The sequence below is a fragment of the Achromobacter spanius genome (assembly GCF_039673305.1).
Classification (GTDB): domain Bacteria; phylum Pseudomonadota; class Gammaproteobacteria; order Burkholderiales; family Burkholderiaceae_B; genus Achromobacter; species Achromobacter spanius_F.
Genome location: NZ_JBDJLJ010000059.1, coordinates 1 through 23,541, shown reverse-complemented (window position 1 = coordinate 23,541; position 23,541 = coordinate 1). Strand labels below are relative to the sequence as shown.

The window sequence follows — 23,541 nt, the reverse complement described above, 5'->3', positions numbered from 1 at the left end:
CGGCTACGGCCGGGTCCGCTTGTGCAGCGGCCCGACATGCTGCTCGACCGCCTTGCGGGTCATCTTTCCGGCGCCTTCCAGGGCGCCGGCCCGTTCCTCGCGCAGGCGCCGCAGCACCTCGGTGGGTGCGACGCCGAAGTGCGCCGCGAACTTGCGCTGGAAGGTGCGGCGCGACATGTGGCAGGCGTCCGCCATCTCATCGACCGACCAGCGTGCCGACAGCCTCGCCTCCATTTTCTCGACCAGCTCGCGGAACGGCGCGGCGACGCGGTCCTGCAGGCGCAGGGCCTGGCTGTATTGGCGCTGGTCGCCGTTGCGGCGCATGAAGACGACCAGCCGCCGCGCCACCTGCTGCGACAGCGCGGCGCCGTGATCGCGCTCGATCAGCGCCAGCGCCAGGTCGATGCCGGCGGTGACGCCCGCGGACGTCCAGTACTTGCCGCTTTCGATGTAGATGCGGTCGTCTTCCACCCGCAGGGCGGGATGCATCAGACGCAGCCGGTCGGCCGAGCGCCAGTGCGTGGTGACGGCGCGGCCGTCCAGCAGGCCGGCGGCGGCCAACACGAAGGCGCCGGTGCAGACGCTGCAGGTGCGGTGCGAGCCGGCGTCGCGGCGGCGCAGCCAGGCGCGGGTCTCGCCGTGGGCTGCCGCACGGTCCACGCCCGGGCCGCCGGGCACGAGCAGCATGTCGATGGGCGCATCGCCGTCTTCTTCGAAGGTGCCGTCCACCTGCATGCGCAGGCCCTGTTCCCAGGTGGAGACGACCGGCGCGGCCGCGACCGTGCTTAACTGGTACAGCGTGCGGCCCGCTTCTTCGTTGGCCGAGCTGAAGGCCTGCCACGGGCCGGCCAGGTCCAGCGGCTGGAAGCCGTCGTACAGCACGAACATCACGCGTTGTGGCGCGTTTGGGGCCTTTTCTGGCGCAGCCGGCCGGCGGTGTCCGCCTATGCTGGGCGCAGGACTTTCCAAGGGAGCATCGTCATGCATGTGAATTTCGTCTTGTTCGAGGGGCTGACCCAGCTGGATATGACCGGGCCTTACGAAGTGCTGGCGAACGCGCCGGGCTTTACCGTGGATTTTGTCGCAAAAACGCTCGAGCCGGTGCGCTGCGACCGCGGGCTGCGCTTCGTGCCGACCCAGACGCTGGCGTCGGCGCCGCCCTGCGACCTGCTGGTGGTGCCCGGCGGCCCGGGCACGGATGATGCCATCGTCGATCCGGAGTGGGTGGCGTTCACGCGCCGGCAGGGGCTGGGCGCGCAGTACCTGTTCGGCATCTGCACGGGGTCGCTGCTGCTGGGCGCGGCCGGCCTGCTGCGCGGCAGGCGGGCGTCCAGCCATTGGCGCGCACGCGAGCTGCTGGCCCGCTTTGGCGCCACGCCGAGCGACGAGCGCATGTGCGTGGACGGCAATGTGTACACCGCGGGCGGCGTCACCTCGGGCATCGACATGGGGCTGAAGGTGGTGGCGGCGCTCTGCGGCGAGGACACCGCCAAGCTGATCCAGCTGCAGATCGAATACGACCCCAAGCCGCCGTTTCCGGGCGGCACGCCCAAGACGTCGGAGCCGGCCGTGGTGGAGCGCTATCTGGCCATGTCCCAGGCGCGCTTCGAGCGGCGCAGCGCGGCCGTGGACCGGGCGGCCGCCGCCATGCCCTGAGGCGCGCGCCTTACCTGGCCAGGTGGTCCAGCGGCAGCGGACTCTGCGGCTTGACCGTCTGGATGGCGAAGTTGCTGCGGATGTCCTTGACGCCGGGCAGCTTCAGCAAGGTGTGCAGCAGGAACTGCTCGTAGGCGCGCAGGTCCGGCACCACCACCTGCAGCAGGAAGTCGGACTCGCCGGACACCAGGTGGGCGGCGATGACTTCCGGCAACGCGCTGACGTCCTGGCGGAACCGTTCGGCATCCCGTTCGTGGTGCCGTTCCACCTTCACGCCCACGAACACCGTCAGGCCCAGGCCGACCTCGTGCGGGTCCAGCCGGGCTTCGTAGCCCTGGATCACCCCAGCCTCTTCCATCATGCGCACGCGCCGCAGGCAGGGCGACGGGGACAACCCGATCTGCTCGGCCAGCTCGACGTTGGTCAGCCGGCCGTTCTTCTGCAGGGCCTCCAGGATACGACGGTCGTAGGCGTCAAGTTCACGTTTTGGCATGAAAATAAAAAAAGAATGGCTGGATTGGTGATCTATGCCGGGAATGGTAATGCAGTTGGCATGAATTGCAAGCACATGCCAGGCCGGTTTTCCTAGAATGACGCCATCGAACACGGATGCGAGGAGCGCGGCGATGGCCGACATGGCGTTGTTTCTTGGGGCGTTGCTGATCGTTTACGTGGTGCCGGGGCCGGACATGATCCTGCTGCTCGAGACCGGCCTGCTGCGCGGCCGGGGCCAGGCCCTGGCCGTCGCCGCGGGGCTGGCCATCGCGCGGGCGGCGCACGTGACGCTGGCCGCGCTGGGCCTGGCGGCCCTGTTCAAGACCCATCCCTGGGCGTTCGATGCCGCGCGCACGGCGGGGGGTTGCTATCTGGTGTGGCTGGGCGTGCGCCTGTTGCGGGCGCCGCCGGCGGCACACGCGGCCGGGAACGCTCCCGCGCCGCGTCCCGCGGGCCTGGGCGCGGCGCTGCTGAGCGGCGTGCTGACCAACGTGCTCAATCCCAAGGCGCTGCTGTTCTGCTCGGTGCTGCTGCCGCAGTTCGTGTCGCCCGCGCAGGGGCCAATCGGCCAGCAGTTCGCCGTGCTGGGCGTCATCCTGGTGGGATTGGGGCTGGCGCTGGATGTGGCCTGCGCGCTGGCGGGCGGGGCGGCGGGCCGCTGGATGGCGGCCAGCCCGCGGGCGCAAAAAGTGCAGGGCGCCGTGTTCGGCGTGGCGCTGATCGGGTTCGGCCTGCGCCTGACCTTCGCGCAGCGCCCGGCCTGAGGCCGTGCCCGGCGCGCGGCCCGCGAAAGAAAAAAGGGCCCGCCGCGAATTCGAGGCGGGCCCTTTGCTTGCGTCAGACCGGAACTACTCGCCGAAGGCGTACGACGCGTCGACCTCCGGTTCCTTGGCGGGCGGGGGCGCCGCGCCGTCATCCAGCAGTTCCGCCGGGCTCAGGCCCTTGGTCAGTTCCAGGGCCTGGCGCTCGAACAGGCGCCGGTACAGGCCGCCCTTCAGGCGGATCAGCGCGTCATGGCTGCCTTCCTCGATGATGCGGCCATGGTCCATCACCAGCAGGCGGTCCAGCGCGCGGACCGTCGACAGGCGGTGCGCCACCACCAGCGTCGTGCGGCCCTCCATCAGGCGTTCCATCGCGCGCTGGATCAGCACCTCGCTTTCGCTGTCCAGGCTGGACGTGGCTTCGTCCAGGATCAGGATGGGCGCATCCGCCAGGAATGCCCGCGCGATCGCCACGCGCTGGCGTTCGCCGCCGGATAGCTTCACGCCGCGTTCGCCCACCAGCGTGTCGTAGCCCTTGGGCAGCGTCATGATGAAATCATGCGCGCTGGCCAGCCGGGCGGCCTGCTCGATCTCGGCCTGGGTGGCGCCGGGCCGGGCATAGGCGATGTTTTCCGCCAGGGTCCGGTGGAACAGAACGGGCTCCTGCTGCACGATGGCGATCTGGCTGCGCAAGGACGCCTGCTTCGCCTGGGCGATGTCCTGCCCGTCGATGGTGATGCGGCCGCCGTCCACGTCATACAGGCGCTGGATCAGCTTGATGAACGTGGTCTTGCCGGAGCCCGAGTGGCCGACCAGGCCCACGCGTTCTCCCGGCGCGATGCGCGCCGAAAAGCCGTCGTACAGGGCGGCGCCCTGCGAGCCGTAGCGGAACGTCACGTCCTCGAACCGGATTTCGCCGGCCGTCACCGCGATGGCGCCCGCGCCTGGCCTGTCTTCCACGCCGAGCGGCTGGTTTTCCAGCGACACCAGTTCTTCCATGTCGTTGACCGAGCGCTGCAGATTGCGGATGTGCATGCCCACGTCGCGCAGATAGCCTTGCAGCACGAAGAACATCGTCAGCGTGAACGTGATGTCGCCCACGCTGGCCTGGCCGCGCGACCACAGCAGCAGCGACGCGCCCAGGATCGCGGCCTGCATCGCCACCAGCATCGCGCCCTGGATGCCGCCGTTCACCGTCGCACGGACCCAGGTCCGGCGAGTGCGCCGGCGCCACTTGTCGATGACGCGGTCCAGGCGGGCTTCTTCGCGCGTCTCGGCGCCGAAGGCCTTGACCACCGCGTTGCAGCTGACGGCGTCGGCCAGCGCACCGCCCATGCGCGTGTCCCAGGCGTTGCCCAGACGCGCCGCGGGCGCCACGAAGCCCAGCGACAGCGCGACCGTGACGGCGATGTACAGCACCGAGCCCAGGCCCACCACCAGCCCCATCAGCGGCCAATGCGCGCCCAGCAGCGCGGTGGCGCCGACCAGCATCACGACGGACGGCAGCAGCGCCACCAGCAGCGTGTCGTTCAGCAGGTCCACGGCCCACATGCCGCGCGTGATCTTGCGCACGGTGGAGCCGGCGAAGCTGTTGGCGTGCCAGTCCGTGGAGAAGCGCTGCACGCGGTAGAAGGCATTGGAGGCGATGCCGTTCATCATCTTCAACGTGAACGTGATGATGTTCTGGAATACCGCCTGGCGCAGCAGGGTGCCGCCGACGCCCAGGGCCACCAGCAGCCAGAAGGCCGTGATGGCGGCGTTCCAGGCCACCTGGTCGCCGGCGGCGCCCGACGCCACGGCGTCGACCAGCCGGCCGGCGTACATCGGCGTCAGCACGTCGGCGACCGCCGACAGCAGCGCCAGCGCCACGATGACCACGATGCGCAGGGGTTGCCGGCCCCAATAACGGAAGGTGAAACCCAGGACGTCCTTGAACGCCTGTCCTCGAAAGTCGATTTTTTTTCTGGCCATTGCAATGGCCCGGCGGCACAAGACACGCCGGGATGTCCTTGTGAGGAAAGAGGGAAAACGGGCCGGACGCCTGTGGGGCGGCGACTGATGCGTTAAGGGTTCAGATGGGCGCGGCGGGCCGGTCGCCAGGAAGAATGCTGGCGATGGGGCCGCGCGGGCGACGACTTAATGGCGTCGCGGGGACACGCGCGGGACGGCGTTGGGCATGGGGTTCATCATCATGCAGCCTCCCTGTCGGTGAGTGACGTGGAAAAAAGGAATGGGCACAGGCCCGAATTGCTGATTCTATCGAAGTGATGTAGGCGAATCAACGGGCCGTGTGCCGGGGACAGGGTTTGCTGTCGGTTTTTTTCAACGCGGCGCTAGTTCGGCAAGGACGCCGCGCCGCTGGCCGCGTAGCCGCCCTGGTGGCTGGCCAGGCGCGCATACGCCCCTTGCTTGCGCAGCAGCTGGTCGTGCGTGCCGGCTTCGGCCAGCGTGCCGCCGTCCAGCACCAGGATGAGATCCGCGTCGCGGATCGTGGACAGGCGGTGCGCGATGACCAGGGTGGTGCGGTGACGCATCAGCACATCGAGCGCGCCGCGCACCTGCATCTCGGACAGGGTGTCCAGATGCGAGGTGGCCTCGTCCAGGATCAGCACCGGCGCGTTCTTCAGGAAGGCGCGCGCGATCGAGATGCGCTGGCGCTGGCCGCCCGACAGCTGCATGCCGCGTTCGCCCACGCGCGTCGCCAGGCCGTCGGGCAGGCTCTTGACGAAGTCCGCCAGCGCGGCCTGTTCCAGCGCCCGCGCCAGGTCCTCGCGGCTGGCCTCGGGACGCGCCAGGCGGATGTTGCCTTCGAGCGTGTCGTTGAACAGATAGGTGTCCTGCGTGACCAGCGCGACGCGCTCGCGCAGGCCATCCAGCTGGAGCTGGCGCACGTCCACGCCGTCCAGCCTGACCGCGCCCTGGCGCGGATCCCAGAAGCGCAGCAGCAGGCTGGCCACGGTGCTCTTGCCGGCGCCCGATGCGCCCACCAGCGCCACGGTGGCCCCGGCCGGCGCCGTGAAGCTCAGGTCGCGCAAGGTGTCCTCGCGCTTGCCGGGATACGCGAAGCTGACGTGCTCGAACGCCAGCGACAGGCCGTTGGCGGCCACCGGCGCGGGCAGGGGGCCGTCCACGACCGGTTCGGGTTCATTCGCGACCACGTGCAGGCGGCGCGTGGCGGCGATGGTGTCGGCCAGCTGCCGGCTGACCTGCGAGATCTCGGACACCGGCAGGAAGGTGGCCAGCGCGATCAGCACCAGCAGCGGCAGCATGCCGGCCGCCAGCGCGCCGGCCTGCACCTGCAATGCGCCGACGACGGCCACGGCCAGGCCGCCCAGGCCCATCGCCACTTCGAACCAGGCGGTCTGGCGCGACAGGTCATGCAGGATATCCAGGCGCCGCGCGCGGTAGCGGTCGGCCACCTGAAGGAATTGGTCGCGGCGGCGGCCGGTGGCCTGGAACGCCGTCAGGTCGGCCAGGCCCTGGATGGTGTCGGTGGCATGGGCGCTCATTTCACCCAGCGCGTCGCGCGCCTTGTCGCCCAGGGCATCGACCTTGCGGCGGCCGCGTACCGGCGACACCAGCGCGTAGGCCAGGAAGGGCAGGAGCGCCAGCGCGACGGGCCAGCTGTAGACGCCCAGGAATCCCAGCACCGACAGCGGCACCAGCACCGACACGATGGCCGGCGCGATGGTGTGCGCGTAGAAGTACTCCACCATTTCCACGTCCTGCGTGGCCAGCGCGACCAGGTCGCCGGAGCGGCGCTGCAAGAGGTAGGCCGGGGCCAGGCGTTCGAGCTTGTCGTAGAGTTTGACGCGCATGTCGGCCAGAAGCTGATAGGCCATGGCGTGCGCCAGCCACGACTCCAGCCAGTGGAACAGCGCGGCCAGCGGCGCCGCGACCAGCAGCCCTGCCACCAGGCCCCCGATGTCGCGGCCGTCGCGGATGGCGGCGACGATCAGCGCGCTGAACACGCCCACGCCAATGAAGGCCGCGACGCGCGCCACGCCCAGCAGGATGGTGGCGATCAGCGTTCCGCGCCACGGGCGCACCACCGACAGCAGGGTGCCGAGCGTGGCGCGCCAGCCGACGTGCGCGGCGTCGGCGTCCAGCGGACGCAGGGCCGGGCCCTGGCCGCCGCTGCCGTCCGGCGCGGCTGCCGCGTTGGCGGAACGCGGCGCAGCCAGCGGCGATCCCGCGGACGGGTTTTCATGCGCCGCCGCCTGCTCGTGCATCAGGCGGTAGTACAGCCCGCGCTGGCGCATCAGTTCGGCGTGCGGGCCGGATTCGGCCACGCGCCCGTGTTCCAGCACCAGGATCCGGTCGGCGCCGATCACGCTGGCCAGGCGGTGGGCCAGGATCAGCGTCGTGCGGCCGGCCATCAGGCGGTCCAGCGCCTGCTGGATCAGCGCCTCGTTCTCGGTGTCCACGGACGAGAGCGCTTCGTCCAGGATCAGGATGGGCGCATCGCGCAGCAGGGCGCGGGCGATCGCCACGCGCTGGCGCTGGCCGCCCGACAACTGCAGGCCGCGTTCGCCGATGCGCGTGGCGTAGCCGTCCGGCAGCGCCATGATGAAGTCGTCGATGTTGGCGGCGCGGGCGGCGGCGCGCACCTGCTCGTGGGTGGCGTCCGGGCGGCCCAGCCGCAGGTTGTCGTCGATGGTGCCGTGGAACAGGGTGATGTCCTGGCTGACCAGCGCGAAGTGCGACAGCAACGTCTGCGTGTCGAGCGTGTTCACGTCGCGGCCGCCGACGCGGACGGCGCCGGCCTGGGGCAGGCATTCGCGCAGCAGCAGGCGCACGATGGTGGACTTGCCCGCGCCGCTGGGGCCGACCACGCCGACCCGTTCGCCGGCTCCGATGCGCAAGGCCAGGCCCCGGTGCGCGGGGCGCTCGGGCGTGTAGGCGAATGCGACATCGTCGAATTCGATGGTGGGCGCCAGGCGGGCAGGGGCCGCGCCATCCGCGCGGGCGGCGGGGGCGGGCGTCAGCGGCTGCGCGTCCATCAGCGCGTGGATGCTGGCGGCGGCCGACTGGCCCAGCATGCCCCGGTGCAGCACCGCGCGCAGGTCGCGCAGCGGACGGAAGATCTCGGTGCCGGCCATCAGCACGATGAGCAGCGCTTCGACGCTCATGTCGCCCGCGGCCACGCGCCACGCGCCCAGCGTCAGCGCGAGCGCCGCGCCCAGCGCCACGCCCAGGTCGCTGATGCCGCGCGTCAGCAGGCTGACGGACAGCACCCAGAACGTGTTGTCGGACAGGCTGCGCGCGCGGTCGGCCAGCCGCTTGCCCCAGGCCTTGCCCTGGCCATAGGACTTGAGGGTGGGCAGGCCCTGCACCGCATCCAGGAATTCTTCGCCGAATTCATTGAGCGAACGGCTGCGCGCCAGGCTGGCGCGGCGGTCCAGCATATGCACCGCCATCGGCCCGAAGAGCGCGAACAGGGCCGCGGCCAGGAAGACCAGCGCGGTCGGCACGTCCCAGAACGCGATCACGGCGAAGATCGCGAAAGGCGCGGCCGCGGCGATGGCGACCTGCGGCAGGTACTGGCCGAAGAAGGTCTGCAATTGCTCGACGCCGTCCACGACCGTCAGCATGACGCCGCCCGTGCGCTGGTTGGCGAACCAGGCAGGGCCCAGGGCCACGATCCGGTCGTACAGGCGCGCGCGCAGCGTCTGCTGGATCGCGGCCGAGGTGCGATTGGCTTGCACGGTTCGCCAGTGGTCCAAGCCTGCCCGCAGCAGCACCATGGCCGCCACGCACACGGCGGGCGCTAACCAGTCCTGCCAGGGCGCGCCGTCGAACACGCGGGCCAGCAGCTGGCCCAGGAACACGTACCGGGCGATGCCCGCCGCCAGGGCCAGCAGCCCCAGAAAGATGCCGCCCGCCATGCCGGCGCGCATGCCCAGCGTCAGCTGCCAGAGCCTCGAATCGAAATACATAGCCATTACTCCATCCAGAGCCTGCATGGTCCCCGATACGGGGCGCGCGCGAAAGCGATGATTTTTCAATCATGGGTTGAGATAAACTCAACCCATGACCGATTTGTCGAATCGCACGCCGCCCCTGGCCGCACTGCGCGCCTTCGAAGCCGTGGCGCGGCTGGGCAGCCTGAGCCGCGCCGCCGCGGAACTGAACGTGACCAAGAGCGCCGTCAGCCACCAGTTGCGCGCCCTGGAGGCCGATCTGGGCGTCGCGCTCCTGCGCCGGGGCGGCACGGTGCGCCGCGCCGAACCCACCGAGGCGGGCGCCGGACTGCTGGCGTCGGTACAACAGGCCTTGACCCTATTGGAAACCGCCTGCCGCAATGTCCGGGCCAGCGCCCGAGGCAAGCGGCGCTATACCCTGAACGTGTCCGCCAATCCTTCGCTGGCCGCCCTGTGGCTGGCGCCGCGCATCGGCCGGTTCATTGAATTGCATCCGGACATCGACATCCAGGTCTACCTGCATGCCAGCCAGGATCCGGCCTGGAAAAGCCAGGATATCGACCTGGCGTTCCTGCACGTGCGGGCAATGGGGCCGCACAACGCGGAACCCGGCGATATCCCGCTCATGACCGAGACGGTGGTGCCCGTGTGCAGCCCGACGCTGATCGACGCGGCGGACCGGAACGATCCCCGCGCATTCCTGCGCCACCGCTGGCTGGAAGAAAAACACATCGACAGCCCCGAGACCGACTGGCGGACGTGGAGCCCCCGGCTGGGCCTGGCGGAATCGGACTGGCAGGATCCGATGGTGCTGAGCGGCCTGAGCACCGTGGTGGCCGCGGCGGCGGCGGGCGTGGGGATCGCGCTGGGCCGGGCGCCCCTGATCGACGAAGACCTGGCCAGCGGCCGGCTGGTGCCGCTGGTGCCCCATCTGCGCATGCCGGGCTCCTGGGGCTACGTCATGCGCATCCATGCCAACCGGCCGATGGACCCGTCCCTGCCCGCGCTGGTGGAGTTCCTGGCGGAAGAGGGGCGCCGCGCGTAGCGCCTGGGCCGTCGAGTCCGGGCCTGCTAGTCGGCCGCCAGCTCCATGCTGCGCGTCACCTCTTCCTGCACGCGCTCCCAGATGGCGCGTTTCAGCTCCACGAAGCGCGGCGACAGCTGCACGTCCGCGCTGCGCGGATGCGGCAGGTCGTTCTGGATGTCCTGCACGATGCGGCCGGGCTTGGAGCCCATGACGGCCATGCGGGTCGACAGGGTCAGGGCCTCGTCGATGGAGTGCGTGATGAAGACGATGGTCTTGCCGCTCTGCTCGTAGATCGACAGGAGCTGGTCCTGCAGCACCTGGCGGGTCATGGCGTCCAGCGCGGCGAAGGGTTCGTCGAACAGCATCACGTCCGGGTCGTTGGCCAGCACGCGCGCGATCGACACGCGCTGCTTCATGCCGCCGGACAGCGCGTGCGGGTACTTGTCCGCCGCGTGCTTCAGGCCGACCATCTCGATGAACTTGCGGGCGATGGGCGCGCGTTCCTGCCGCGACATGCCGCGCATCTTCAGGCCGAATTCCACGTTCTCCTGCACCGTGCGCCAGGGGAACAGCGCGTATTGCTGGAACACCATGCCGCAGGCGGCGGTGACGTCGGTGACCTGCCTGCCGTTGATTTCCACCGAGCCGGTGTTGGGCGTGATGAAGCCCGCCATCAGGTTCAGCAGGGTCGACTTGCCGCAGCCGGAGGCGCCCAGCAGCACCAGGAATTCCCCGCGCTTGACCTCGAGGTTGACCTTGTCCAGCACGGTGACGTCGCCGTAGGCCTTGGAGACGTCCTTCAACCGGATCATCGTATCGTTCATCGCTGCCATGCCAGCACCCATCGTTCAAGAAGCCGCAAACACAGATCGGTCACCAGCACGGTGAAGCTGATCAGGACCATGCCCAGCACCACGGTGTCGGTCTGGAAGAATTCCTTGCCGTTCATGATCATGAAGCCCAGGCCTTCCTTGGAGGCCACCAGTTCGGCCGAGATGACGCAGGTCCAGGACAGGCCCAGGATGATCTTCATGCCCGACAGGATCTGCGGCAGACAGCCCGGGAACAGCACCTCGCGCATCACCTGCCAGCGGTTGGCGCCCAGGTTGCGCGCGGCGCGCACCAGCACCGGATCGATGCTGCGCGAGGCCTCCATCACGTAGAGCAAGGCGGGCACGAAGGACCCCATGAAGACGATGCTGTACTTCTGCGTTTCGGTGATGCCGAACCACAGCAGCGACAGCGGAATCCAGCTCATGGACGGCAGCGGGCGCAGGAACGAGATGATGGGGTCGAACACGGCGCGCGCCACTTTGGAGGTGCCCAGCAGGATACCCAGCGGAATCGCGACGATCACCGCGGCCAGGAAGCCCACCATGACGCGGCGCGTCGAGGCCAGCACGTTGTAGAACAGCGTGCCTTGGTCGGACATGGACATTGCGCGCGCCAGGACCTGGGAGGGCGCGGGCAGGAAGATGGGATCGACCGCGCCGGCGCGGCACAGGCCTTCCCACAGCAGCAGAAAAGACAGAAGCGAAAACACGCTGACCCAGAGCAGGCGTGTTTCCCTTGAAGACGAACGCGAGGACATAGGCAGACTGTCCCGGGTTACAGATACGAGGACTGGACCCAGTCCTTGACGGCGGGCGCGCGGTCGATCTGCTTGAGCGACACCAGCATTTCCGCCAGCTTCTGCATGCCGTTGACGAAGTTGCCCGGATCGACCATCAGCGCCTTCTGGTCTTCGCCCGAATACCACTGCGTCTGCTTGATGACGGCCAGTTGCTCTTCCCTGGACAGCCCCGTCAGTTCCAGCAGCACGCCGACGGCCTCTTCGGGCTGGTTGCTCAGCATCGCATTGGCCTGGAATACCGCCTGCAGGAACTTGCGCACCGCTTCGGGATTCTCCTTGCCCAGCCTGGCGTGGGTCAGCAGGACGTCGGGGCCGGGGGTGATGGCGTATTCCTTGTAGAGCGAGAACGCCGTGTCATCCAGCAAGACGTGGGTGCCGGGCACGGCCTTGATGCGGTCGAACGCCGGCGTCCAGGCCACGGCCGCGTCGATCTGGCCGCCCTGGTAGGCCGACAGCAGATTGGTGGCCGGCAGGTTGATGATGGACACGTCGCGGTCCGGATTCAGGCCCGCCTGGCGCAACACGTCCAGCAGCAGCACGTGGGCGCTGGAGGCGTAGGTGACGCCGATCTTCCTGCCCTTCAGGTCCGCCACGGATTTGACGTTGTCGCGCACCAGCACGCCCTCGGCGCGGCCGAAGTTGTTGGGGGTGGCGATGACCTGGAACTGGCGCGCGCCCGCCGCCATGAGTGCCAGCGACGACACCACGCCGGTGCCGGCCAGGTCGATGTTGCCGGCCATGACCGCGCTCATGCGGTCGGACGACGTGGCGAAGCTCTGCCACTTGATGTCCAGGCCCTGCTTGGCGAACAGGCCCGTCTTCATGGCGATGTAGGCCGAGTAGTGGCCCAGCCACGCGGAGCCGCCATAGGTGTAGGACGCGCTGGCGGCGCGGCCGATCATGGGAAAACCCAGGGCGCTTGCGCCCGCGAGCGCGGCGGTGCGCACCAGCATGGCGCGGCGATTCATGTTCATATTTTTCCCCTACTTGAATGTAGATTGACCGATAGATTCCATGTCGCCGGCACTCTGGGGTGCGGCAGACGAGACTTTCGCCCGAGCGCCTGGCGGCGGCATGAATATAAGGAGCGGCGATGGTCAACATTCGCCGCGCTTAAGCAATCCGCGGCCTCGATCCGCGACGATCCGCGCGCGGCGCTTTTATTAAGTATTCGCCCCGCTTATATTGCGGCGGCTCCGAAATGCCGGGCCCACACTTCGCGGCACTTGTCCTTGGAGCCTTGTCGTGAAAAGTTATGACGTGATCGTGATTGGCGCCGGCGTGATCGGCAGTTCGGTGGCCTTTCACCTGGCCGAGCTGGGCGCGAAGAATGTGCTGGTGCTGGATCGGGAAACGATCGGCGCGGGCACGACCTCGCAGTCTTCCGGCATCTTGCGCACCCACTATTCGGTGCGCGAAAACGTGGAGCTGGCCCAGCGCTCCTGGAGCGTGTTCAACAATTTCGCCAGCTACCTGGGCGACGACGAGGCCTCCTGCGGCCTGGTCAAATGCGGCTATCTCATCACCGCGGCCGACGACGACAAGCTCGAGCCCCTGCGCGGCGCGCTGGCGCAGCAGCAGGCGCAGGGCATCGCGCTGGAACTGCTGGATCCCGCGCAGGCGCGCGAACTGCTTCCCATCGCATCCTTCGACAACGCCGCCCTGATCGGCTATGAACCCGAGGCCGGCTTTGCCGACGCCTACCTGGTCGCGACCAGCTTTGCGCGCGGCGCGCGGCGTCGCGGCGTCACCATCCGCGAAAACGTCAACGTCCAGCGCCTGCTGGTGGAAAACGGCCGCGTGACGGGCGTGTCCACCTCGGCAGGCGACTTCGCCAGCCCGCTGGTGATCAGCACGCAGAACATCTGGACGCCCGAACTGGCCGGCTGGACCGGCGTGACCATGCCGGTGGTGCCCGAGCGCCATGCGGTGCTGGCGCTGGAATGCGACGCGGCCCCCTATACCTATTCGATGCCCGTCTTCAAGGACCTGGCCTCGCCCGGCATGCTGTATTGCCGCAGCTACGGCGGCAACCAGATGCTGGTGAGCGAAGGCGTGGTCGGCGAAGCGCTGCAAAAGAGCGACGCCGAGCAGGGCGACATTCCGCTGGACTACGTGGCCGAAGTCGGCGCGCAGGTCGCCGAGCGCTTCCCCGCCTACGAAACCGCGGGCCTGGCCTCGTCCTGGACTGGGGTGTACGACGTCACGCCCGACTGGAATCCCGTGCTGGGCCGCGTGGCCGGCGTCCAGGGCTTGATCGTGGGCTTCGGATTCTCGGGCCATGGCTTCAAGCTGTCGCCCACCGTGGGCCGTGTGCTGGCGCAGGAAGCGCTGGGGCTGGCGACCGACGTGTCGCTCAAGCCCTACGAACTGGGCCGCTTCCAGCGCGGTGCGCTGCTGACCGGGAAGTACGGCCTTGGCGCGGTCTCCTGATCCGCACGCCCCGGAGCGCGCCAGCTGGCTGGCGCTGCCGCCCGAGCCGTGGAAGAACGGCGGGGGCGTCACGCGCACGCTGGCGGCCGACCCCGCGGGACGCTGGCGGGTCAGCATCGCCGACATCGACCGCGACGGGCCGTATTCCCGCTTTCCGGGTTACGACCGCGTGTCCGTCGTGCTGTCGGGAGCGGGCGTCTCGCTGGGCGGCGAAGGCGTGGCCGTGGCGCTGCTGCCCCGAGCGCCCACGGGCTTTGGCGGGGACGAGGCCTTGCAGTCCCGCCTGGCGGATGGGCCGGTCCGCGTGCTGAATCTGTTCGTCCAGCGCGGCGCGGCGCAGGCGCGCGTGACGTGCCTGGGCGGGGCGGACGATGCGTGCGACGCCGGCTCGCTGACGCACGGGCCGGGCCAATGCCAGGCCACGCGGCTGATCGTGGCCATGGACGCGGGCCGGTATTGCGGACCCGCGCCCGGCATGCAGTGGGCGCTGGCGGCGGGCGAATTCGCGCTGCTGCGCACGGTCCCGGAAGCGGGCATGGCGGCACCAGGCGCGTTCGTCTGTGCATCGAACAATGGTTTCGCGGTCTGCCTGGACATCGCCGTGCCGGCGCCTGGCAGCCGCTGATCGCATTACCCCCGTTCCCGCGCCGCGCCGGCGCCGGGGCGGTCGTTGATTCCTTTGACTCAGGAGTGTTTCCATGAAGGTAATTGCCGCGGTCAAGCGCGTGGTTGACTACAACGTCAACGTGCGCGTGAAGGCCGACCAGAGCGGCGTGGATATCGGCAACGTGAAGATGTCCATGAATCCGTTCGACGAGATCGCCGTCGAGGCGGCCGTGCGCCTGAAAGAGCAGGGCGCCGCCACCGAGGTGCTGGCCGTGTCTTGCGGCACGGCGCAGTCGCAGGAGACGCTGCGCACCGCGCTGGCCATCGGCGCCGACCGCGGCGTGCTGGTGCAGACGGACGTTGCGCTGCAGCCGCTGGAAGTGTCCAAGCTGCTGCGCGCCGTGGTGCTGAAGGAAGCGCCCGCGCTGGTGATCCTGGGCAAGCAGGCCATCGACGACGATGCGTGCCAGACCGGCCAGATGCTGGCGGCGCTGCTGGGCTGGCCGCAGGCCACCAACGCCAGCGCCATCGAGATCGGCGCCGGCACGGCGCGCGTGACCCGCGAAGTGGACGGCGGTCTGGAGGTGGTGGAGCTGACGCTGCCCGCCATCGTGACCGCCGACCTGCGCCTGAACGAGCCGCGCTACGTGACCCTGCCCAACATCATGAAGGCCAAGAAAAAGCCGATCGATATCGAGACGCCGGAAGGCCTGGGCGTGGATCCCGTGTCCCGCCTGGAGACGCTGCGCGTCGAAGAGCCCGCCGGACGCGCGCCCGGCGTCAAGGTTGCCGACGTGGCCGCGCTGGTCGACAAACTGAAGAACGAAGCGAAGGTGATCTGATGACTGTCCTGGTTATTGCCGAACACGATCAACAGGCGCTCAACGGTGCCACGCTCAACGCCATCGCCGCGGCCGCGAAATTGGCCATGCCGGTGCACGTGCTGGTGGCGGGGGCCGAGGCGCAGGCCGTGGCCGCCGCCGCGGCCCGCGTCGCCGGCGTCGAAAAAGTGCTGCTGGCGCAGGCGCCGCAGCTGGCGGACGGCCTGGCCGAAAACCTGGCCGCGCAGGCGGTGGCGGTGTCCGCCGGCTACTCGCACCTGTTCGTGGCCGCGACGGCCCACGGCAAGGGCGTGGCGCCGCGCATCGCCGCCTTGCTCGACGTGGCGCAGGTGTCCGACGTGATCGAGGTGCTGGGCCCCGATACGTTCAAGCGGCCCATCTACGCGGGCAATGCGATCGCCACGGTGAAGAGCGGCTATCCGGTGGTGGTGGCGACGATCCGGCCGACGGCGTTCGACGCCGTGGCCGCCGACGGCGGCAACGCGCCGGTCGAGACGGTGGAGGCGGTGGCGGGCGCGGGCTTGTCGCGCTTCGTGAGCCGCGAGATCGCCGTGTCCGAGCGTCCCGACCTGGGCAGCGCGCGGGCCGTGGTGTCGGGTGGGCGCGGCCTGGGCAGCGCGGACAACTTCAAGCTGCTGGATCCGTTGGCCGAAAAGCTCGGCGCGGCGCTGGGCGCCTCGCGCGCCGCCGTGGACGCGGGCTATGCGCCGAACGACTGGCAGGTCGGCCAGACGGGCAAGATCGTCGCGCCCGAGCTGTACGTCGCGGTCGGGATCTCGGGGGCCATCCAGCATCTGGCGGGCATGAAGGACTCCAAGGTGATCGTCGCCATCAACAAGGACGGCGACGCGCCGATCTTCGGCGTGGCGGACTATGGCCTGGTGGGTGACCTGTTCGAGGCCGTGCCGGCCCTGACGGCCTCGCTGTCCTGATGCCTAGCGCCGCAGGTTGCGCCAGAGCGTGGCCGGCGGCAGCCCCAGGGCCGGGGCGAGCTCCTTCTGGATCAGGCGTTCCATTGCCATCAGGATCACGTCCCGCGCCTCGGCGGGCAGCTTGCCCACTTCCTGCTGGCGCGCGGCCAGGTAGAGCGTGCGCGACAGGGCGGGGTCGTCGGCGCGCGCCACGCCCAGGTACGGCGCCAGCGGCAGCACGCGCAGCTGGTCCAGGAAGTGGCGCGACTGCCAGATGCACAAGGGCGTGCTGATGCCGAATCCCAGGCCGGCCGTGACCAGGCTGAGCAGCGGATCCGTGTTGTCGAATTCGTAGGTGCGCTCGATCATCACGCCGTGCGATTCGACCAGGCGGTCGATCTCGGCGCCGATGAAGGAGCGCGCGCTGTAGCGGATGAACTGCGTGCGCTTGCCCAGCTCTTTGAGCGTATCGATCCGGTCCATGTTCATGGCGCGCGGAACGATCAGCACATAGGGTTCGCTGAAGAGGCTGTACTTGCGGATGGTGGGCTTGCCGGCGGAGGCGCTGGTGGTGACCACGAGGTCCAGCTGCCGGTCTTCAAGCTGCTTGTCCAGGACGGGCGTGATGCCCGACCACAGCCGGATCTGGCGCGAGGCGCCCGACAGCCCGTGGATCAGCGTCGGCCCCAGCGTGCCCGCGAACGAGTCCACGCAGCCGAAGCGTACGATGTTGCGCTTGGCCCGGCTGAGGTTGCGCACGCTTTCCGTCATGTCACCCGCCTGCGCCAGCAGGCGCGCGGCATGCTCGAACAGCAGTTCGCCCGCGGGCGTGGGCCGTGCCGGCCGGGTGCTGCGGTCCAGCAGTTCGGTCGACATGGCGGCTTCGAGCTGCTTGATCCGCTGCGAGACCGCCGCCTGCGAAAAGCCCAGCAGGCGCGCCGCGCCGGAGACCGACGCGGCTTCCACCACCGCCACCCAGGTCAGCAGCAGGTTCCACTCGGGATAGTTTTCCGTGGTGCTGAACGAAAAGCGGTTCATGGCGGGCGGCGTCCTGCTGGCGGCGGCGTTCGACGGTCAGCGCGCGCGCGCGACGGTCTGGCGCAGGGCGGCCGTCACCATGGCGTCGACCACCGGGATGACCTTGCCGGCCAGGTCGGGGCGATAGGCGTACGGGCGCGTTTCGTCCATGTAGGTCGACTGGCACATTTCAAGCTGGATGGCGTGGATGTTGTCCGCCGGCGCGCCGTAGTGGCGGGTGATGTAGCCGCCCTTGAAGCGGCCGTTGACGGCCCAGGTGTAGTCCTTGCAGTCGTCCAGCCGGGCCTGCACGGCCGCCAGGATGTCGGGCGCGCAGGCGGCGCCGTCGGACGTGCCGATGTTCAGGTCGGGCAGCTTGCCCTCGAACAGGCGCGGCAGGACGCTGGCGATCGAGTGGGCTTCCCACAGCAGCACGGTGCCGTGCTCGGCCTTGATGCGGTCGATTTCTTCGCGCAGCTTGGCGTGATAGGGCTGCCAGTAGGTCTGCAGCCGGTGCGCGCGCTCGGCGTCCGTGAGAGAGGCCTCGTTCTGGTAGAGCGCGTCGCCGCGGAACGCCTGCGTGGGGCACAGGCCGGTCTTGGTCTGGCCGGGGTAGAGGCTTTCGTCGTTGGGCGGGCGGTTCAGGTCCACCACGTAGCGCGAATAGCGCGCGCCCAGCACGGATGCGCCCAGCGCCTGGGCAAACTGGTACAGCGTGTCCAGATGCCAGTCGGTGTCGCCGGATTCGAGGGCCAGCGGCGTCATCTGCGCGCGCTGGGCGTCGGGGATCTGGCTGCCAAGATGGGGGATGGAGATCAGCAGCGGGGCGGTGCCGCGGCTGAAGTGATAGATGTCGCTCAAGGGAAACTCCGGAAGGCAAAGGCAAAGCGCCGCGGCAATGCCGCGGGCGGCGGGCGCTTGTATGCTAGGCAGCGCGGCCCGCCGCGGGATTTGCATCAGTTTAATGGATATTGATGATCAGCCATGCTGATGCAAGAAGGGCGGCTCGGATGTGCCCGCGCCCCTGCGCCGCCCTGCGTGCGGGCACTGCCATGCCAGTCGCCGGATTCGGGTCCCGGCTAAGGCCTCTGGTTCATGACGGCCTGGATCATCGCCTTGGATTCCTGGACTTGCACGTTCGCCATCGCGGATTCCTGGGCGGGCGCCTGGGCGCTCAGCCATTTGCCGGCCGAAGTGCCCAGAGCGCTCAGGTCGGACTCCTGCGCCTGCTGGAAGCGCATGTTCAGGTCGTCGGCGTGCGCGTCGATGCCCGGCGGGAAAAAACCCACGCATCCGGCATTTTGGCTCGGCTGCCCGTCCGGATACAGGGTCTGGTCGCCGATGATCCGACTGTAGTAGGGGATGTCGTGCTTTGCATAGGAAGCCTGCATGGTCGTCTCCAGGACCGCGCGCTTGCCCGCATCGTCGGCAAGCAGTGACAGCGCCTGCAGTTTGCCGCGCAGCTCTTGCGCCGGCTTGGGGCCGGGCGTGGCGAGTTCCTGGTAATAGTCCTGGTGGAATACGCCTTCCAGCAGTTGCCGCTGTTCCGGCGTGGCCAGCGGGTGAAAGCGCAGATGCATGCCCTGTATTCCCTGCAGGAAGTGCGTCAGCCCGTCCTGGCGTTTCAGCGCGATGAGGCCGCTTGCAAGGCCTTCGCCGAAGGCCGCGCCGTACGGCTTGTAGATCGAGTCCGGGCCGGTGGCATAGCGGTTGTTGACATATTGGTTCCCCGTCTTGATGATCAGCAGGCTCTCGGGAACGTCCTGGAACATCGCGGGGAATTCGAACTTGCCATTTTCAAGCGGACGTTCGGCACGCAACGCACTGTTGTCGGTGGCCCAGGTCAGGGCCTTGTCCAGCATGATGGCCTCCATGAGGCGTTCCATCGTGGGCGCCGGCGCCTCGGCCGGCCGCGCGGGCGTTCCACCGAGCAGGCCGAGCAGTTCGTTCATCACGCTCTTGTTCAGCGCGAATTCGAGATCGGTGAAATAGATGCCGCCATTGCTCACCATCAGATTCTCGTGATGGATGTCGGTGGCCCCGGCCAGCATCAGCGCCGCCGTTGCCCGGCCCAGCTCACGGAACATTTCGGGGGCCTGCGATGCGTCCACCAGATGGTTGACGCCTTCCCGGTTGGGCAGGTGCTGCACATAGCCGTAGTCGCCGCTGTCGGCCTGGCTGGCGGCGTCCGACATGGGCATGAACTTGTAGATGCTGTTCGAGGCGCCGGCCTGCTGCATCAGGCTGGGCCCCTTGGCCTCCCGGTGTGAGCCGCTGATGGCATCGTCGATCCGCACGTCGCGCGGCTTGTAGACCACTTTGAGGCCGGCTTCGAAACTCAGGATCGCGACCCGGTTGCCGCCCTTGTGGGGGTCGCTGTTGGTCAGCTGGATATCCGTCAGGCGGCCGGCGTCCGGGCCCGCGAGGAATCGCCCGGCAAGAAACCGCGCGCCGATGCCGGCATGGTCCGTCGCGACTCGGCTCAGCAGGGTCTTGACGCTGGTTTCGAAGCCTTTGATTTCCGCGTCCAGGTGGACCCGCAGCGCGGGCACTGCGGCTTCCAGCGCAGCCATCGGATCGCCCTGGGCGTGGAGTCTCGCAATCAAGGTGTCCACGCTGGGATGGGTGGGGCGGGCGCGGTCCGAAGACCGGGGCTGCTTGCCGTCGGCCTGTTGAGTGTCGGCCTTCAGCTTTGCCGCGGCATGGTCCGTTGCGTCTTTTTGGTAGGCATACGCCTCCAGCCCGCGCGAAAAGTGGTCCTCCAGCCGCGTCACGAGCTGCGTGCCCAGCTTGCCGATCAAATCCAGCCTGGGCGTGCCGTCCAGCGGCATTACCGTCGGCAGCAAGCCTAGCAGCACCTTGGATACCTCCGCTTCCATCATCGGACCCAGCGAGCCCGGCGTGAGCTTGACGCCGCGCATGATGAGGTCGGACGCCGCCTTGCGGTCCGCGTCCGTGGCGCCGTTGCGGATCGCCGCTTCGAAGATGGCCGCCTTCGCGTCATGCACGGCGGCATTGACGCTGCGCGACGTCAACGGTCGTCCCGTGCCGCTGGCAGGTGCATGGGCCGCGGCTCCCTCGCCGAACTCGGCGGTCAGCGCATTCCGGAAGGCGGTGATCGCGTCGTTGTTCTGGGCCGTCACGGCGTTCCACTGCCAGGGGGTGTACTCGCCCATGACCTTGACGGCCCAGGTGAGCATGTTGCCCGAACGCGCGTTCTTCACTTCCTGCTGGTCTGCCGTGCCGCCGAGAGCCAGGCGGTCGGCCTGCGGATTGCTGTCGACAAAGCTCTGGAAGGTTCCAAGTTCGATGGGCATGGCCGTCTCCTCAGGCCTGCAGCCAGCCGTTGCCGGGGGCCTGGCCGTCCTGGGCCGGCGCGGGGGCGGCGAGGGCGGTGCGCCAGTGCGCGGCCACGCTCACGAATTCGCCAGCGGCGCGTTCCAGCGCCGCAGCATCAAGGTCCGCCATCGGGTAGCGGGCGCTGAGCAGCGCGGCGTCGCCCGCAGGCGCAAGGCCGAAGGTGTAGATCGATGCGCCCGCGCCGTTGGCGCGCAGCATGCGGACCATGAACTCGCCGCGCTGCGCGGCGGGAAGATCGCCCAGCGGCGAGAACAGCATCAGGTCCCGCCCCGGCGCATCCACCGCGATGTTCAGCGGCAGCGCATCGTCGATCACCAGTGTGCAGATGCCGTTTTCACCGACGGGCAGGGCGTCCAGCCCCAGCTTCGCGGCCAGTCCGGCCAGCAGTTCGGCAAGTCGTTGAGCAGGGTTCATGCGCATCTCCTGGGACGGCGCCGCGGCGCTCGGGCGCCCGGGACGCGGGCGCGTGTCCCCATTGAGTAACGCCGGGCGGCGCACGGTTCCCTTGGCTGCCGCCAAAGCTCGGGCTCGCCGGGGCCCGCGGCGGCCGCGCTACCCGCGCGGCGGATGCGCGCAGTGGGCCCAGGGCGCGCCGGCGAGCCAGCGCGCGGCGATGTCGTCGATCAGCACCCGCACCTTGGGCGCCAGGTGCCGCCGGTGCGGATACACCGCGCACACGGGCGCGCCGGGCGGCGACCAGGCTTCCAGCACCGGCACGAGCCGTCCGGCGAGCAGGTCGTCGCCGACCAGAAAAGCGCCGACCTGCACGATGCCGTCGCCCGCCAGCGCGGCGTCGCGCAGGGCTTCCGTGTTGCCCATCCGGAGCCGGCCGGCAACCTGCACATTGCGATCCTGGCCGTTGGCCGCGAACCGCCAGGGCACGAGCGCGCCGGCATGCGTGAAAGCGATCGCCCTGTGGCGCGAAAGGTCCTCGGGCGCGGCGGGCGCGCCATGCCGGTCCAGGTAGTCGGGCGACGCGCAGGCGATCAGGCGGTGCGGCGCGAGCACCTTGCGTACCAGCCGGCTGTCGGCTTCGCCGCCGATGCGGATGGCGACGTCGATGCCGTCCCGCACCAGGTCCGCATAGTCGTCCGAGAAGCTGACGTCGGCCTCCACGTCGGGCCAGTTGCGCAGGTAGTCGCGCAGCAGCGGCATGAGGTGCAGCCGGCCCAGCGAGACCGGGAGGTCGATGCGCAGGCGCCCGCGCGGGGCCTGCTTGCGGCTGGCCATGGCGTCGGTGGCGTTGTCGACTTCGGACAGGATGCGCCGTGCGTGCTCGTAGAACAGGCGGCCTTCGTCGCTGAGGGTGACACTGCGGGTGCTGCGGTGCAGGAGCCGGGCGCCCAAGGCCTGTTCCAGCCGGGCGATGCATTTGCCGATGGCCGAGCGCGACAGGCCCAGTCGTTCGGCGGCGACGGTGAAGCTTTGCGCGTCGGCCACGCGCACGAAGGCGAGGACGTCGCCGATGTGGTCCAGGCCAGGCCCGGCGTCGGTTTTATTGTCCACGAATCGTCCCTTTTGTTTGTCCGGCCGCCTACTTTATCAGTCATATGGAAACAGTAGACTGCCTACGGGTCGGCCCGGCATCGGGCGCATTCTGGAAACGAAGTCATGACCCTGAAAGCACCACAGGTAGCGCCCGCCGCGCCGCCGTCCAACCATTCGCCCACGGTGCGGCGCGACGTCTGGGCAGGCGTCGCAGCCGTTGGACTGGCCACCTTTTGCGTCGTCACGACCGAGATGCTGCCCGTTGGCCTGCTGGTTCCCATCACGCGGGACCTGGGCGTATCCGTGGGCATGGGCGGCTTGGCGCTGTTCGTGCCGGCGATCCTGGCGACCTTGTTCGCGCCCCTGGTCGTCATCGGCGCCAAGGGCGCGGACCGCCGGCTGATCCTCTGCGCGCTGCTTGCGGCGCTGACCTGCGCCAACCTGGCCAGCGCCTGGGCGCCGGCCATGCCCTGGTTCCTGGCGGCGCGGATGCTGGTCGGGTTCTGCATCGGCGGCATCTGGGCCGTTGCGGGCGGCCTGGCCGGCAGGCTTGTGCGGCCGGGCGCCGCGGGGCTGGCCACGTCAGTCATATTTGGCGGGGTGGCGGTGGCCTCGGTGCTGGGCGTGCCGCTGGGCGCATTCATCGGCGACGTCGCCGGGTGGCGTGCGGCCTTTGGCGCGATGGCCGGCCTGTGCGCGGGCGTGCTGCTGCTGAATGCGCTGGCCCTGCCGCCGCTGCCGGCGCAGCGCGCGCTGTCGGCGCGCGCGCTGGCGTCGCAGTTCGCCAATCCGCGCGTGCGGCTGGGATTGGTGATCACCTTGTTCCTGGTGGCTGGCCACTTCATGGCGTACACCTTCGTGCGTCCGTTGCTGCAATCGCAGGCGGGGTTTGGCGAGGCCTGGATCGGCCCGCTGCTGTTCGCCTATGGCGTGGCGGGCGTGGTCGGCAATTTCGTGGCGGGCGGCGCCGCCGCAAGGCGGCCCGACGCGACCCTGCTGACGATTGCGGCAACGTTGCTGGCGACGCTGCTGGCCCTGGGCCGGGCCGCGCAATGGCCCGCGGCGACGGTCGCGCTGCTGCTCGTCTGGGGGCTGGCGTACGGCGGTGTGTCGGTCGGGCTGCAGAACTGGATGATGCGGGCCGCGCCCGATGCCGTCGAACCCGTCACGGCGCTCTTCGTTTCGCTGTTCAACCTGGGGATCGCGGCGGGGGCGCTGCTGGGCGCGCCCAGCGTGGACCTCCTGGGACTGCGCGCGAACCTGTGGCTGGCGGCATTGCTGATGCTGCTGCCGGCGCTGGCGCTGGCGCTGGGGCGCGGACTGCGGGTGCGGACCGCGCCACCCGCCGACGGGCGGGCGGTGCACTGAGGGTGATCGGGTTCGTGCGG

The 23,541-nt window shown here is 69.2% G+C and carries 20 protein-coding genes; 8 read left to right on the top strand and 12 right to left on the bottom strand.

Features of this window, described 5'->3' with window-relative positions; all coding sequences use genetic code 11:
- Positions 1-3: 3 nt before the first annotated feature.
- Positions 4-891, bottom strand: a complete 888-nt coding sequence (locus tag ABE485_RS26720) for a GlxA family transcriptional regulator (protein WP_346518272.1) — start codon at positions 889-891, stop codon at positions 4-6.
- A gap of 90 nt (positions 892-981) precedes the next feature.
- On the opposite strand from ABE485_RS26720, the gene ABE485_RS26715 reads away from it, so the two are divergent.
- Positions 982-1,656 carry a DJ-1/PfpI family protein gene (locus ABE485_RS26715; protein ID WP_346518271.1) on the top strand — a complete coding sequence of 225 codons (675 nt, stop codon included), beginning with the start codon at positions 982-984 and terminating at the stop codon, positions 1,654-1,656.
- Between the two features lie 10 nt (positions 1,657-1,666).
- On the opposite strand, the gene ABE485_RS26710 is transcribed toward ABE485_RS26715, so the two are convergent.
- On the bottom strand, positions 1,667-2,149 hold the full coding sequence (locus ABE485_RS26710) for an Lrp/AsnC family transcriptional regulator (protein ID WP_346518270.1): 483 nt from the start codon (positions 2,147-2,149) through the stop codon (positions 1,667-1,669).
- A gap of 142 nt (positions 2,150-2,291) precedes the next feature.
- On the opposite strand from ABE485_RS26710, the gene ABE485_RS26705 reads away from it, so the two are divergent.
- Positions 2,292-2,915, top strand: a complete 624-nt coding sequence (locus ABE485_RS26705; protein WP_346518269.1) for a LysE family translocator — start codon at positions 2,292-2,294, stop codon at positions 2,913-2,915.
- An 84-nt stretch (positions 2,916-2,999) separates the two neighbouring features.
- On the opposite strand, the gene ABE485_RS26700 is transcribed toward ABE485_RS26705, so the two are convergent.
- Both ABE485_RS26700 and ABE485_RS26695 read right to left on the bottom strand, forming a co-directional pair.
- Complete coding sequence (locus tag ABE485_RS26700; protein WP_346518268.1) at positions 3,000-4,883, bottom strand: ABC transporter ATP-binding protein; 1,884 nt, start codon at positions 4,881-4,883, stop codon at positions 3,000-3,002.
- Between the two features lie 362 nt (positions 4,884-5,245).
- On the bottom strand, positions 5,246-8,851 hold the full coding sequence (locus ABE485_RS26695; protein WP_346518267.1) for an ABC transporter ATP-binding protein: 3,606 nt from the start codon (positions 8,849-8,851) through the stop codon (positions 5,246-5,248).
- A 94-nt stretch (positions 8,852-8,945) separates the two neighbouring features.
- Between ABE485_RS26695 and ABE485_RS26690 the strand changes: the two genes are divergently transcribed.
- On the top strand, positions 8,946-9,881 hold the full coding sequence (locus tag ABE485_RS26690) for a LysR substrate-binding domain-containing protein (protein WP_346518266.1): 936 nt from the start codon (positions 8,946-8,948) through the stop codon (positions 9,879-9,881).
- A 26-nt stretch (positions 9,882-9,907) separates the two neighbouring features.
- On the opposite strand, the gene ABE485_RS26685 is transcribed toward ABE485_RS26690, so the two are convergent.
- The 3 genes from ABE485_RS26685 to ABE485_RS26675 are packed head-to-tail and all read right to left on the bottom strand — an operon-like array spanning position 9,908 to position 12,470.
- A complete protein-coding gene (locus ABE485_RS26685; RefSeq protein ID WP_346518265.1) occupies positions 9,908-10,696 on the bottom strand; it encodes an ABC transporter ATP-binding protein in 789 nt (262 codons plus the stop codon).
- Positions 10,684-11,454, bottom strand: a complete 771-nt coding sequence (locus tag ABE485_RS26680) for an ABC transporter permease (RefSeq protein WP_346518264.1) — start codon at positions 11,452-11,454, stop codon at positions 10,684-10,686. The genes ABE485_RS26685 and ABE485_RS26680 overlap by 13 nt, the downstream gene beginning before the upstream one ends.
- Before the next feature lie 17 nt (positions 11,455-11,471).
- Entirely contained in the window at positions 11,472-12,470 is a 999-nt protein-coding gene (locus ABE485_RS26675; protein WP_346518263.1) for an aliphatic sulfonate ABC transporter substrate-binding protein, read from the bottom strand.
- A 271-nt stretch (positions 12,471-12,741) separates the two neighbouring features.
- On the opposite strand from ABE485_RS26675, the gene ABE485_RS26670 reads away from it, so the two are divergent.
- The 4 genes from ABE485_RS26670 to ABE485_RS26655 all read left to right on the top strand — a co-directional run bounded on the left by ABE485_RS26670 (position 12,742) and on the right by ABE485_RS26655 (position 16,309).
- Positions 12,742-13,929 carry an NAD(P)/FAD-dependent oxidoreductase gene (locus ABE485_RS26670; protein ID WP_346518262.1) on the top strand — a complete coding sequence of 396 codons (1,188 nt, stop codon included), beginning with the start codon at positions 12,742-12,744 and terminating at the stop codon, positions 13,927-13,929.
- Entirely contained in the window at positions 13,913-14,554 is a 642-nt protein-coding gene (locus ABE485_RS26665; protein WP_346518261.1) for a HutD/Ves family protein, read from the top strand. Before ABE485_RS26670 ends, ABE485_RS26665 begins: the two co-directional genes overlap by 17 nt.
- A gap of 73 nt (positions 14,555-14,627) precedes the next feature.
- Positions 14,628-15,377 carry an electron transfer flavoprotein subunit beta/FixA family protein gene (locus ABE485_RS26660; RefSeq protein WP_346518260.1) on the top strand — a complete coding sequence of 250 codons (750 nt, stop codon included), beginning with the start codon at positions 14,628-14,630 and terminating at the stop codon, positions 15,375-15,377.
- Positions 15,377-16,309 carry an electron transfer flavoprotein subunit alpha/FixB family protein gene (locus tag ABE485_RS26655; protein WP_346518259.1) on the top strand — a complete coding sequence of 311 codons (933 nt, stop codon included), beginning with the start codon at positions 15,377-15,379 and terminating at the stop codon, positions 16,307-16,309. The genes ABE485_RS26660 and ABE485_RS26655 overlap by 1 nt, the downstream gene beginning before the upstream one ends.
- A gap of 3 nt (positions 16,310-16,312) precedes the next feature.
- Here the strand turns inward: ABE485_RS26655 and ABE485_RS26650 are convergent, their stop codons facing one another.
- The 5 genes from ABE485_RS26650 to ABE485_RS26630 form a co-directional block, all read right to left on the bottom strand.
- Positions 16,313-17,326 (bottom strand): LysR family transcriptional regulator, encoded by a 1,014-nt coding sequence (locus ABE485_RS26650; protein WP_346518258.1) that lies wholly within the window; start codon positions 17,324-17,326, stop codon positions 16,313-16,315.
- 36 nt (positions 17,327-17,362) lie between these two features.
- The gene (hutG, locus tag ABE485_RS26645) at positions 17,363-18,166 is read right to left on the bottom strand and encodes an N-formylglutamate deformylase (RefSeq protein ID WP_346518257.1); all 804 of its coding nucleotides are present in this window, start codon (positions 18,164-18,166) and stop codon (positions 17,363-17,365) included.
- Positions 18,167-18,384: 218 nt separating this feature from the next.
- The gene (locus ABE485_RS26640) at positions 18,385-20,622 is read right to left on the bottom strand and encodes a DUF4135 domain-containing protein (protein ID WP_346518256.1); all 2,238 of its coding nucleotides are present in this window, start codon (positions 20,620-20,622) and stop codon (positions 18,385-18,387) included.
- Positions 20,623-20,632: 10 nt separating this feature from the next.
- Positions 20,633-21,079 carry a type III secretion system chaperone gene (locus tag ABE485_RS26635; RefSeq protein WP_346518255.1) on the bottom strand — a complete coding sequence of 149 codons (447 nt, stop codon included), beginning with the start codon at positions 21,077-21,079 and terminating at the stop codon, positions 20,633-20,635.
- A gap of 138 nt (positions 21,080-21,217) precedes the next feature.
- Entirely contained in the window at positions 21,218-22,171 is a 954-nt protein-coding gene (locus tag ABE485_RS26630; protein WP_346518254.1) for a LysR family transcriptional regulator, read from the bottom strand.
- Between the two features lie 105 nt (positions 22,172-22,276).
- Between ABE485_RS26630 and ABE485_RS26625 the strand changes: the two genes are divergently transcribed.
- A complete protein-coding gene (locus tag ABE485_RS26625) occupies positions 22,277-23,521 on the top strand; it encodes an MFS transporter (RefSeq protein ID WP_346518253.1) in 1,245 nt (414 codons plus the stop codon).
- The last annotated feature ends 20 nt before the right edge of the window (positions 23,522-23,541 follow it).